Below are 13,074 nucleotides of genomic sequence, written 5' to 3'. Positions count from 1 at the left end.
GTTTACTCTCTTACTATAAACGCACCTGGGAAAGAGCCGCTGTCAACAAAATCTCTTGCTTCTTGCTCGCTTCTAAAACCTTTTAAAAACACCCTGTGCAAGCCATCTTTAGCACTTGTTTGTATTGTTGAAGTGTAAGAATTATAATTTTTATATCTACTTGCTATTAGCTCTGCACCACTTTTATTTCTAAATGCACCAATTTGCACCATAAAAGATCCACCTTGAAAAATATGTCCACTATCAGCAATCTCTCCACTACTACCCAAATTAGAATTAGTATGCACTGAACCTGAATTAGCACTTGTTCCAAAGCCAATTACTTCAAGTCTTACAGGAGCTGTACCTGCTTGTATCATATCAATGTCTCTTGCAGCCATATTGGATAAATCTATAATCCTACCTGCTACAAAAGGTCCTCTGTCATTAATCCTAACTGTAGTTTGGCGATGATTTTTTAAGTTAGTTACTTTTACTATAGTATTCATAGGTAATGTTTTATGAGCCGCGGTATAGCTATTTTGATCATAAGTTTCACCATTAGAGGTTTTTTTACCATGAAAACCTGGTCCATACCAACTAGCTATACCATCAGCAGTTTCACCTACTTCTACTACAGTTGGATAATAAGTTTTACCATTGATAGTATAAGGCTTCATAGTGCCTTTTAAACTTGTATTATTATGTTTTATACTTTTAAAATCTCTTTCTGGATAATACACAGTAGGCGTACTAATAGGCACCATGCTACAAGCACTAAATAAAACCCCTACACAACTAACGACTAACGACTTTTGTATGAGAGTTTTTTGATAATTTTTGAGTAGTCTTGATTTTTTCATTATTATTCTCCTTAATTTTTAACACAAGTTTTTGATTAATATTAATCAGATTTCCTTTGATTTTATTATATTCTTTGATACTTTCAACACTAATTTTATGCTTTTTTGCAATAGTATAAAGACTATCACCCTCTTTTACTATATAAATTTTTGTATGCGGAATGGTTGTATCAACTTTAGCTAATTTCACATTTTGCAATGCATTTTCTACTGCTACACTTTTACTTAAAGGAATATACATATAATAATCTTTTTTATCAGGTGGAGTAAAATCATAATTAAAATGTGGATTATAACGTTTAAATTCATTATAGGACATTTTAGCTACCTTAGCAAGCTCTCTTAAAGAAACGCTTGGTGGAACAGAAATTTTTTTAACCTCACTTGATAGAGCATAATTAAGTAAAGCACTATCTTGCGAAATTAAAAAATCATTATTATTTGCTAAAAATGCCATGGTAAGAATTTTTCTAATAAAAACTCTAGTTTCTAATGGTAGATACTTTTTATCAGGATCAAGTAAAACTCTTAAATCATCGCTTTTTGCTTTTTTTATAGCTTGACGCAATTTACCATCACCGCAATTATAAGCTAAAATAGCCAAATACCATTTTCCAAATTGCTCTTTTAATTGCTTTAAATAAGCAATAGCAGCATAAGTTGATTTAACTAGATCTTTTCTCTCATCCACATAAGGATCTATTCTTAAACCTAAAGTTTGTGCTGTTGGCTTCATAAACTGCCAAACACCAACTGCCTTAGTTCTAGAAATACTATGAATTTTTAAACCAGATTCTACAATAGCTAAATACAAAAATTCCTGAGGAATATTTTCTTTTTCTAAAATTTTACGAATAATTGGAGTGATTTTATAAAATTCCCTCATGGTATCAACTAAAGTTTTAGAATGCATATCCATAGAAGATTCTTTAAATTCTAAAAAAATCATATCGCTAAGATAACTTGCTTCTATATCTAAATTTCTTAAAATTTGTGCTTGTTGTGTGTAATGTTCTGGGGTAAATTGCAAGGCCTTAGCATTTAAATATAATAATACTAAGATAAAAAATAAAAAGCTTTTTTTCATTATAAACCTTGGAAAAACAAACGATTAGCGTTAAAATTAGTAAATTTTATCACTTCATTTTTGGATAAATTTAAAAGTTCAGCTATTTTTTGTGCTATGAAATGGGTCAAAATAGGATCATTTACCTTACCACGATGTGGTTCTGGAGTTAAATAAGGTCCATCAGTTTCTAAAACAAGTTTTTCTTTTGGAATTTTAGGTAATATTTCTACTAACTTTTTAGCATTTTTAAAGGTTAAAACTCCTCCTATACCAAAATAAAAATTATCATTTGCTAGCTGAAGCAAAAGTTCACTAGCATTAAAACAATGTAAAACACCACCTTGCAAATCTTTTGCATATGTTTTTAGAATATTAAAACTATCCTCATTAGCTTCACGTACATGCACAATTAAAGGCTTTTTGTATTCAATAGCTAGCTGAATTTGAGCTATAAAAACATCTTTTTGTTTTGCTTTTATTTTTTCGTCTTCACCTGCTTTTAAACGATAATAATCAAGTCCACATTCACCCACTGCAACGCATTTTTTATCATTTATAAATTCTTTCAAAATATCTAAATCAAAATCATCTATATCATAAGGATGTACTCCGCAAGAAAAATACACATTTTCGTAATTATGTGCAATTTCTCTTGCTCTTGGTAAATCATTTATATCCGCACCTGGTATAATGATTTTATCAACTCCATTTGCAAAAGCATGTATTAGCATTTCATCTAAATATCCAAAATAAGCTTGACTATCTAAATGGCAATGCGTATCTATGATTTTTTCAGCAAAATCACAATCTAGAAACATACCTCTATCCTATTTTTACCATTAGCTTTAGCTAAATCTAGTGCTTTTTGAGCACTATTAAGCAAATCTTGCATTTGACTTGCTTTAGCTCCGAAAGCTACTCCTATAGAAATACTATAATCAACTTCATCTAAAGCTATCAAAACACTTTCTTTGGCAATATTTACCCTTATATTCGAAAAAGCTTTTAGCGCTTCTTTATGTCCTGTATTTTTTAAAACCACATAAAATTTACCATCTTCAATTTTAGTTGCCAAATCCATACCACGAATTTGATCTTTGATTTTTTTAGCTGTATGTTTAATCACGCCATCACCGCAATCATAGCTTAATTCATAATTTATCGTTGCAAGATTATCTATATCAATTAATGCTAAAGCCATCTCTTCATTTTCTTGCATATCTTCTAGATAATCTAAAAATCTTTTTTCGAAATTAGCATAATCATCAAGTCCTGTTAGCAAATCTTTACCCAAACTATACTCATCAAGTAAAACACATTTTTGCATATAATCTAAACAATTATTCACTCTACAGTTTAATGATTCTTTTTGAAAAGGTCTAATAACATAATCATTTACACCTTTTCTAAAAGCTCTTGCTTCTAATGCATCATCTTTATCCCCAACCATAATTACACCAAGTTCTATTTTAGAATATTTTGAACGAATTTCTACAAGTAAATCTTCTCCATTAATTACTGGCATAGTTGCATCACAAATTACTAATTTTGTATCAGGATTATCACTTAAATAATTTAATGCTTCTTCTCCATGTGCTGCTGCTAAGACATTGAAAAGTTGATTGTTAAGATTTTTTTTCATTTCAGCACGCAAGGTCACATTAGCAATTGCTAAAATTATCTTAGTTTTATTATTTTTTTGAAGCATTCTAATAGAACTTAACATTTCATCAATACAGCCTTCACTATCTTTTTGAATGTAACCTATAATATCTTTTTCCATAAATTTTTTACGTGTTTGCCCATCACTACTTCCTGTAAGAACTATAGCAGGGATATTTTTTTCTAAAATTACATCTACCACTTCTCCATTAGGGGCATCTGGCAAACAAAGATCTACAAAAGCCATAAAATAATCATTTTTTACTAATTCTTTGGCACTATTCATATCAAAAGCAACATCTACTTTTAAACCCAAAGTGTTTTCTACTTTTTTTGCTAAAAGCTTCGTAAGCATTTTATTATCATCAATAATTAAAATTTTTTCTTCCATAGCCAACTCTCTTGTATGATTTAAAATTATTATTATACCATATAGAAAATTTACTTTTTATTCTTAAAGTAAAGTTCTAGTAAATTCTAAAGCTTCTTGGGTGATATTTTCCCCACTTACCATTCTAGCAAGCTCTCTTACTCTTTCTTCTTTTTCTATTTTTCTCACACTACTTTCATTTCCTATTTTTTCTACTAGAAAATGATTACTTGCTTTTGATGAAAGCTGTGGTAGATGCGAAATTGCAAAAATTTGATAAAACTTAGCAAGTTCTTTTAAAACTTCAGCTATACTCATTGCTTCCTTGCCACTTAAATTTGCGTCAATTTCATCTAAAAATATTATACCATTGGCTTTGTTAGTTACATTACATTCAGTTGCAATAAAAGAAAGTCTTAAGCGATTTATTTCACCTGAACTTAAATTTTTTAAACTAGCTTCGTTAATATTCAAACTTATCTCATCTTTACCTAAAATATTCAAAGCACATTCTTTAAGTTCTAATTTTACATTTTTCATATAAAGTTTCTCAAGATAAAAATTAAGTAATTTTTCTAATTCTTTTAAATTTTTTCTACGCATTGAGGTAAGTATTTTGCATTTTTCTTCTAAAATATTTTGAGTATTTTGTACTTTTTTTTCTAATTCTCTTTTTTCAAAACTTAAATTTTCATAATGAGCTAATTCTGTTTTTTTCTTTTCCAAAGCCTCTAAAGCTTCTTCTATACTTCCATATTTTGAAATCAAAAAAGAAAGTTTTTCTATTCTATCAAGTACTTCTTCTATATCAAAATCAAAATCATCAAAACTTTGATTTTCCCACACTACTCTTAACTCATTTAAACATTCTGAAAAAAACGAGCTATCAACATCACTAATTTGCAAAGCTTCGACTACTGCTGATTCTAATTCAAAAATTTTGCTCGCTCTCTCCCAAGCTGCATCAATTTTATCTTTTTTGGAAAGTCTTTTCTTTAAATTCATCAATTCTTCAAATTCACCTACTTTTGGATTGATACTTTGAATTTTTTGTATTTCGAAACTAGTGAATTCTTTTAATTCTTCAACTTTCTTCTCTTCTTCGTGAATTTTTTCTAATTTAGTTTTATCTTCTATATACTCTTTGTAAATATTTTTATATTCATTAAAAAACTCTTGAAATTTCTTATCTTCTTTTGATTGCATAAAATCAAGCAAATTTAAAAACCTTTCATTTGAAAATTCATTATTTTCTTTAGCTGAAAGATATTTTACAAATTTCTTAGAAAGTAAGGCTAAATTCTTTTTTGAAATAAGCTGATTATTAACAAAATAACGCGAGCTTTTATCTTTTAAAAGTTTAAATACATTTAATTCTTCATTTTCAATGCCAAATTCATCTAATTTAAGCTCATCGTTTAATAAAATTTCCACCATTTTAGCTTCACTTTCACTTAAAGCAAAAGCTGCTAAAATAGCTTTAAAAAGCACTGATTTTCCAGCACCACTTAACCCAGTAAAAACAGTAAGTCCAACTTCTAAATCTAATTTTGCCTGTTTAAAGCCCAAATTTTCTTTTATTAAAATACTCTCTATCATCACTTGCCCCAATTTAACTTTTCTTTTAAAACTTGAAAATAATCTCTATCTTTTTTATGTATAAAACTAACTTCTTTCCTACTAAGCCCTATAAGAATTTTATCATATTCTTTAGGGTTAATCACCTCTTGCCCATCTAAATACAACAAACAATGTTCAACTTTTAACTCAAGTTCAAAGCCATAAGGTAAAACTATAGGTCTTTGGGTTAAAGAGTGAGAGCAAACTGGAGTTAAAACAAAAATTTCATTCCAAGGATGCACTATAGGTCCTCCAGCACTAATATTATAAGCAGTAGATCCACTTGAACTAGCAATAATCAAACCATCTCCATAGTATGCATTAAAGAGTTTGTTTTCAAAAAAAACTTCCACATTTGCCATTAATGCATTATCACGAGAAAAAACCGCATCATTAAAAGCAAATTTTTTAATAATTTTATTTTTTTTACAAAGCGTTATTTGAAGCATTTTTGCTTTTTCTATTTTGAAATTACTTTCAAAAAAATCTTTAAAAAAATCTTCTACTTCATTAAAAGAAAAAGCTGTTAAAAAACCTAAATTTCCTGCATTTATCCCCAAAATAGGCTTTTTTGCTTGATAAGCTTGCCTACATAAAGACAAAAGCGTACCATCACCACCGAGAGAAATCAAAAAATCTAATTTTTGCAAATCTTTAAGATTGATTTTTTTTTCCTCCAATAATACTAGTTCTATATTTCTTTGCAAAAAAAATATTTTTAAAAAAGCAATTTGCTTGTTTAAATTTGTATTTAACCTACAAAATAAACCTATTTTTTGAATTTTTTCTGTATTTATATATTTTTTCATAAAAAAATTATAACAAAACTTAGCTAAGCAAAAGAATAAAATACTATAATAACAAAATTAAACAAAATTAAGCTAAGGAAAAATTTTGAGAACTCATTATAATACAGAGCTTAACATACAAAATGTTGGCGAGGAAGTAACATTATGTGGTTGGGTAAATTCTTACCGCGATCATGGAGGCGTGATTTTTATTGATCTTAGAGATCGTAGCGGACTTATACAATTAGTATGTGATCCCACAGATAATCAAGAAGCACATAATATAGCTTCATCTGTAAGAAACGAATATGTTTTAATAGCACAAGGAAAAATTCGTCCACGTGGCGAAGGACTTATAAATCCAAAGCTAAAAACAGGAGAAATAGAAGTTGTTATAAATAAACTTACTATTGAAAATGAAAGTGCTGTAGTACCTTTTGCTATAGGTGATGAAAGTGTTAATGAAGAATTAAGATTAAAATATAGATTTTTAGATCTAAGAAGCAAAAAACTTTATGATAATTTTGCATTAAGATCAACCGCTTGTATAGCAACAAGAAATTCTTTAGCGAAAATGGGATTTTTAGAAGTTGAAACCCCTATTTTAACTAAAGCTACTCCAGAAGGCGCAAGGGATTATTTAGTGCCATCACGCGTACATCAAGGTGAATTTTATGCCTTACCTCAAAGCCCTCAGCTATTCAAACAACTTTTAATGTGTTCAGGATTTGATAGATACTTTCAAATTGCAAAATGTTTTAGAGACGAGGATTTGAGAGCAGATCGTCAACCTGAATTTACTCAAATAGATATAGAAATGAGCTTTTGTGAACAAAAAGATATCATAGCTATGGCAGAAAATTTACTCAAAGATATTTTCAAAGCTTGCGGAAAAGAAATTAGTATACCTTTTAAACAAATGAGCTATAAAGAAGCTATGGAAAATTATGGCTCTGACAAACCTGATTTAAGATTTGATATGAAATTTATTGATGTGATTGATATTTTTGCAAAATCAAATAATGAAATTTTTGCAAATATTGCAAAAGATACGAAGAAAAATCGCATTAAAGCTTTAAGAGTTCCAAAAGGCGATACGATTTTTTCAAAACGTCAAATGCAAAGATTTGAAGAATTTGTGCGTAAATTTGGAGCAGCAGGACTTGCATTTATACAAATGAAAGAAGATGGTCCTAAGGGTCCACTTTGCAAATTCTTTAACGAGGAAGACTTGAGCGTTTTGATTCAAAGATGTGAATTAGAAGTAGGAGATGTAGTATTTTTTGGAGCTGGAGCTAAGAAAACCGTACTTGATTATATGGGTAGATTTAGATTATTCCTTGCTGATGAAATGGGAATTATTGACGAAAATAAATTAGAATTTTTATGGGTTATTGATTTCCCTATGTTTGAACAAAACGATGATGGAAGTTATTCTGCAATGCATCACCCATTTACTATGCCAAAAAATATTGATGAGCAAGATTTAGAAGAGATTAATTCTATTGCCCATGATGTGGTGTTAAATGGCGTAGAATTAGGTGGTGGTAGTATAAGAATTCATAAAAGCCCTATCCAACAAAAAGTATTTAAACTTTTAAATATTAATGAAGAAGAACAAAGAAAAAAATTTGGCTTCTTACTAGATGCATTGAGTTTTGGAGCACCACCGCATGGTGGTATAGCAATAGGTCTTGATAGACTTATCATGCTTTTAACAAAATCATCAAGCATTAGAGAAGTTATAGCATTTCCTAAAACCCAAAGAGCACAATGTCTTATGACTCAAGCTCCAAGTGAAGTAAGCAATGAACAAATGAGAGAATTAGGTATAAGATTAAGGGAGAATACTAAATGAAACAATTATTTTTAATCATAGGTGCACCAGGTAGCGGCAAAACAACCGATGCAAGTATTATAGCTACAGATGATGCAAACATTACTCACTACTCTACAGGTGATCTATTAAGAGCAGAGGTTGCTAGTGGTAGTGAGCTTGGAAAAACAATTGATAGTTTTATTTCCAAAGGTAATTTAGTTCCTTTGGAAGTAGTAGTTAATACCATCATCGCTGCTTTAAAAAATGCACCAACTAATACTATATTAATAGATGGTTATCCAAGAAGTGTTGAACAAATGCTTGAGTTTGATAAAGTATTAAAAAATCAAAGTGAAGTAAATTTAAAAGGTGTTATAGAAGTTAAAGTTAGCGAAGATGTTGCTAGAGAGAGAGTTTTAGGACGTGCTAGAGGTGCTGACGATAACGAAGAAGTTTTTAATAATAGAATGAAAGTTTATTTAGAACCTTTGGAAGAAATAACAAATTTTTATACCAAAGAAAATATCCACCATGTAATCAATGGTGAAAGAAGTATTGAAGCTATTGTAGCTGATATGAAAAATTTAATCAATGATTTATTAAAATAAAGGATAAAAAATGGATATTAGCAAAATCAAAGTTGGGGAAATACCAAATAAACTTAATGCAGTTATTGAAATTCCTTATGGTTCAAACATAAAATACGAACTTGATAAAGAAAGCGGAGCTGTAGTTGTCGATCGTGTAATGTATTCGGCTATGTTTTATCCGGCAAATTATGGTTTTATACCAAATACTCTTGCAGATGATGGCGATCCTATTGATGTTTTAGTATTAAACGAATATCCTATTCAAGCAGGAGCTGTGATTCCTTGTCGTTTAATAGGAGTATTGTTAATGGAAGATGAAAGCGGTATGGATGAAAAACTACTAGCTGTTCCAACAAGCAAAATCGATCCAAAATATGATAATATTAAGACTTTAGATGATTTGCCAAAAGCAAGTTTAGATAAAATCAAAAACTTCTTTGAAACATACAAAATACTTGAACCAAACAAATGGGTAAAAGTAAAAGAATTTGCAGGCATTGAAAAAGCAAGTGAAATTTTAGAAAATTCTATTAAAAATTATAAATAATCAAAGTCCTTTTAAGGACTTTATAAAGGAAAAAAATGAAAAGTATTATTGCTTTTAGTATAGCTTTCGTGGTGTTAATAGGTGCTAGTATTGGTTTTTATATATGGTATTTTGATGATGATTCAAATACTTATGTTTATGATTATAAAAAAAATAATTCTTATCAAAACTACGCTCCATCAAGTACTCAGTATAACCAAGAAAAAAATAATATAAGTGATAATACTTATCAATCACAACAAATAGACCAAGAGCCTTTAAAAGAAGAGGTGCAAGTGCAAAACAATTCTATCACAGATGAAAATCTAAGCACAAACGCACAAGAAATTACACCAACAACCCAAACAAACATAGCTGAAGTTTCTAAAAATGAAACTATCACACCTAAAGTGGCCCAAGAAGAAAAAAAAGTTCCAGTTGAAAATAACAAACAAACAAACGTAAAAAAAGAAAAAACAACAAAATATAAAAATACCATGCAAGAATACATCACAAAAGGTAAAACTAGTAAATATGAGCCAAAATTAAGTGATGATTTTGTTAAAGTTTATGTATTAGATGGAAAAAGCTTAAGTGATTATAGAGTTGATATGCTAAAAGAAATGATTAATCCTGTTAAAGCTAATTCTCAAGATTATAATTTAACGATTTTTATCGATATGCTTTCAAATGACAATATGAAATTAAGTATATATAATAAAGATATTGTTTTTGCTAAAAATAAGAAAAAATACAATTATGTAGATGTTAAAATTTCTGATTTAAAATTTTTATTTGAAAGAAATGGATATAGCGAATACAGCAATGAAAATTTACTTGAAAAAATCAATCAAAATTTAGCAAGAGAAGATATAATCAAAAGAATCAAAATTCAAGGTTATGCAGATGATAGAGGCAGTACTTTTGCAAACTACATGATAGGATTAAACAGAGCAATGAATGTAGCTAAACATTTTTTTAGCTTTACTGAAGTTATAGAGATAGAATCTTTAGGAAAAGATACTTATCCTATTAAAGATAAATCTGATTCTCAAAGACAAAATAATCGTAAAGTAGAAATTAGTTTTTTATAACTAATTTCTAAAATTCAAAACTTCTTTAACAATTTTAAGTTAACATAACAATTTATTTTCATTCTCAAGGTAGCAATTATGTATGATAAATCATTAGAAAAAGAATATTATAAAATTTGTGAAGAACGTGGATATTTTGAAATTAATGGCAATGAAAAAATTCAAGAAAAAGATAAAAATTTTTGTATCATGATGCCACCACCTAATGTAACAGGTGTTTTACATATAGGTCATGCTCTAACTTGTACTTTGCAAGATATCACAACACGTTATAAAAGAATGGATGGCTATAAAACCCTTTATCAACCAGGGCTTGATCATGCAGGTATCGCAACACAAAATGTTGTAGAAAAACAACTTTTGGCTCAAGGTGTTAAAAAAGAAGAACTTGGTAGAGAAGAATTTATAAAAAAAGTTTGGGAATGGAAAGAACAAAGCGGTGGTACTATAGTAAAACAAATGAGAATTTTAGGCATCACTCCAGCTTGGAGTCGTTTGCGTTTTACCATGGATGAGGGCCTAGTAAATGCAGTAAAAAAAGCCTTTGTAGATCTTTATGATAAAAAGCTTATCGTGCGTGGAGATTACATGGTAAATTGGTGTACCCATGATGGAGCATTAAGCGATATAGAAGTAGAACACAAAGAAAATAAAGGAAAATTATATTATTTAAAATATTTCTTAGAAAATTCTCAAGAATACGTTGTAGTAGCCACTACAAGACCAGAAACTTACTTTGGCGATAGCGCTGTGATGGTCAATCCAAACGATAAAAGATTTAAACACTTAATAGGCAAAAATGTAATTTTACCTTTAATGGATAGAAAAATTCCTATTATTGCAGATGAACATGTTGATATGGAATTTGGTACAGGTTTTGTAAAAGTAACTCCTGCACATGATCACAATGACTATGAAGTAGGCTTAAGACATAAACTTGAATTTATTACTATCTTTGATGAAAAAGGTATTTTAAATGAACATTGTTTGCATTTTAAAGACTTAGAAAGATTAGAAGCAAGAGATATTATTATAAAAGAATTGCAAGAAAAAGGTTTTGTTGAAAAAATAGAAGATTATGCGAATCAAGTAGGATATTGCTATCGTTGTAAAAATGTGGTTGAGCCATATATTTCTAAACAATGGTTTGTAAAAAATGAAATCGCAAAAGAAAGTATAGAAAAAGTTAATCTTGGTGGAAGCAAATTCTACCCTGCACATTGGATTAATAGTTTTAATGCTTGGATGAGTGATTTAAAAGATTGGTGTATTTCAAGACAACTTTGGTGGGGTCATCAAATTCCTGTGTATTACTGTGAATGCTCCCATGAATGGGCAAGCGAAGAAACTCCAAATCAATGCCCAAAATGCCAAAGCACTAATTTCAAACAAGACCCTGATGTTTTAGATACTTGGTTTTCTTCTGGTCTTTGGGCTATGAGTACTTTAGGTTGGGGTAATAAAGACTGGGGCAAAAACACACTTTGGCATGAAGATGATTTAAAAGATTTTTATCCAAATTCTTTATTAATCACCGGCTTTGATATTTTATTTTTCTGGGTCGCTAGAATGATGTTTCAAAGCACTAATGCCTTAAGTGAGCTTCCTTTTAAAGATATATATTTACATGCTTTAGTTAAAGATGAGCAAGGTAGAAAAATGAGCAAGTCTTTAGGTAATGTCATTGATCCTGTGCAAAGTGTGGATGAATATAGCGCTGATATCTTGCGTTTTACTCTTGCTCTTTTAGCTATCCAAGGTAGAGATATAAAATTAAGTAATGACAAACTCATACAAGTTAGAAATTTTACCAACAAACTTTACAATGCAAGCAAATTTTTACTTTTAAATGAAGAAAAATTTGAAGATTTAGATAAAAGTAAAATTCAAACTAACCTAGCAAAATACATACTATCTCGTTTTGAAGTATGCGTAAAAGAAACAAGAGAAAATTTAGACAATTACCGCTTTAATGATGCGGCAAACACTTTGTATAGATTTTTTTGGGATGAATTTTGTGACTGGGGGATCGAGCTTAGCAAGGCTGAAAAATCAAGCATAAAAGAACTCGGAAGCATTTTTAAAGAAGCATTAAAACTTTTAAATCCTTTTATGCCATTTATTAGTGAGTATTTATACCATGAGTTAAGTAAAACTTCTATCCAAACTCATGAATCTATAATGATTTCAAAATATCCTAAATTTAATTCTAGAAATGAAAAAATCGAAAAATTATTTAATATCATTATAGAAAGTATAGTGAGTTTACGTCGTGCAAAAACCCTAGTAGAGCTTGCAAATGCAAAAATTCAAAAAGCTTGTATAAAATTAAATGATGAGAGTTTAATAGCTGAGTTAAAAAATTACACTAATTTTATCTCAACACTTGCAAAATGCGAAAATATCGAATTTACCAACACAAATTTAGAAAAATCCATTAGAGATGTAAGCGAGAATTTAGAAGTATTTATACCAACTCAAGATCTTGATTTAAGCGGTGTTTTAAATAGACTTAATAGTCAAAAAATAAAGCTTGAAAAAGAATTTAACAAACTAGATGCTATGATGAAAAATGAAAAATTTATCTCTAATGCACCTGCTGCGGTCGTTGAGCAAAATAAAACTCAACTTGAAAGCATTAAAGTTCAACTTGAAAAAATTAATGATGAAATTTCTAATTTAGAAGGCTAATAA

At 29.3% G+C, this 13,074-nt stretch carries 11 protein-coding genes; 5 read left to right on the top strand and 6 right to left on the bottom strand.

Annotated features, from left to right (window positions below; translation table 11 throughout):
* Positions 1 to 2: 2 nt before the first annotated feature.
* The 6 genes from CORN_RS03720 to CORN_RS03695 form a co-directional block, all read right to left on the bottom strand.
* Entirely contained in the window at positions 3 to 842 is an 840-nt protein-coding gene (locus CORN_RS03720) for a septal ring lytic transglycosylase RlpA family protein (protein WP_066008373.1), read from the bottom strand.
* Positions 778 to 1,929, bottom strand: a complete 1,152-nt coding sequence (locus CORN_RS03715; protein ID WP_066008374.1) for a lytic transglycosylase domain-containing protein — start codon at positions 1,927 to 1,929, stop codon at positions 778 to 780. Before CORN_RS03715 ends, CORN_RS03720 begins: the two co-directional genes overlap by 65 nt.
* Positions 1,929 to 2,729, bottom strand: coding sequence for a TatD family hydrolase (locus tag CORN_RS03710; protein ID WP_066008375.1), 801 nt, complete (start codon positions 2,727 to 2,729; stop codon positions 1,929 to 1,931). Before CORN_RS03710 ends, CORN_RS03715 begins: the two co-directional genes overlap by 1 nt.
* Positions 2,720 to 3,964, bottom strand: a complete 1,245-nt coding sequence (gene cbrR, locus CORN_RS03705; protein ID WP_066008376.1) for a bile resistance response regulator CbrR — start codon at positions 3,962 to 3,964, stop codon at positions 2,720 to 2,722. Before cbrR ends, CORN_RS03710 begins: the two co-directional genes overlap by 10 nt.
* A gap of 63 nt (positions 3,965 to 4,027) precedes the next feature.
* On the bottom strand, positions 4,028 to 5,542 hold the full coding sequence (locus tag CORN_RS03700; protein ID WP_066008377.1) for an AAA family ATPase: 1,515 nt from the start codon (positions 5,540 to 5,542) through the stop codon (positions 4,028 to 4,030).
* Positions 5,542 to 6,372: an NAD(+)/NADH kinase gene (locus tag CORN_RS03695; RefSeq protein WP_066008378.1), complete on the bottom strand. Its 831-nt coding sequence runs from the start codon at positions 6,370 to 6,372 to the stop codon at positions 5,542 to 5,544. The genes CORN_RS03700 and CORN_RS03695 overlap by 1 nt, the downstream gene beginning before the upstream one ends.
* Before the next feature lie 85 nt (positions 6,373 to 6,457).
* Here CORN_RS03695 and aspS point away from each other — a divergent pair, with 85 nt between their 5' ends.
* The 5 genes from aspS to CORN_RS03670 all read left to right on the top strand — a co-directional run bounded on the left by aspS (position 6,458) and on the right by CORN_RS03670 (position 13,071).
* Positions 6,458 to 8,209 carry an aspartate--tRNA ligase gene (aspS, locus tag CORN_RS03690; protein WP_066008379.1) on the top strand — a complete coding sequence of 584 codons (1,752 nt, stop codon included), beginning with the start codon at positions 6,458 to 6,460 and terminating at the stop codon, positions 8,207 to 8,209.
* The gene (locus tag CORN_RS03685) at positions 8,206 to 8,778 is read left to right on the top strand and encodes an adenylate kinase (RefSeq protein WP_066008380.1); all 573 of its coding nucleotides are present in this window, start codon (positions 8,206 to 8,208) and stop codon (positions 8,776 to 8,778) included. The genes aspS and CORN_RS03685 overlap by 4 nt, the downstream gene beginning before the upstream one ends.
* A 10-nt stretch (positions 8,779 to 8,788) precedes the next feature.
* A complete protein-coding gene (gene ppa / locus CORN_RS03680) occupies positions 8,789 to 9,307 on the top strand; it encodes an inorganic diphosphatase (protein WP_066008381.1) in 519 nt (172 codons plus the stop codon).
* 35 nt (positions 9,308 to 9,342) lie between these two features.
* Positions 9,343 to 10,380 carry an OmpA family protein gene (locus CORN_RS03675; protein ID WP_066008382.1) on the top strand — a complete coding sequence of 346 codons (1,038 nt, stop codon included), beginning with the start codon at positions 9,343 to 9,345 and terminating at the stop codon, positions 10,378 to 10,380.
* Between the two features lie 78 nt (positions 10,381 to 10,458).
* Entirely contained in the window at positions 10,459 to 13,071 is a 2,613-nt protein-coding gene (locus tag CORN_RS03670; protein ID WP_066008383.1) for a valine--tRNA ligase, read from the top strand.
* Positions 13,072 to 13,074 lie beyond the last annotated feature (3 nt).

The sequence above is a fragment of the Campylobacter ornithocola genome (genome assembly GCF_013201605.1).
GTDB lineage: Bacteria > Campylobacterota > Campylobacteria > Campylobacterales > Campylobacteraceae > Campylobacter_D > Campylobacter_D ornithocola.
This window is presented reverse-complemented; position numbering and strand designations above follow the sequence as displayed.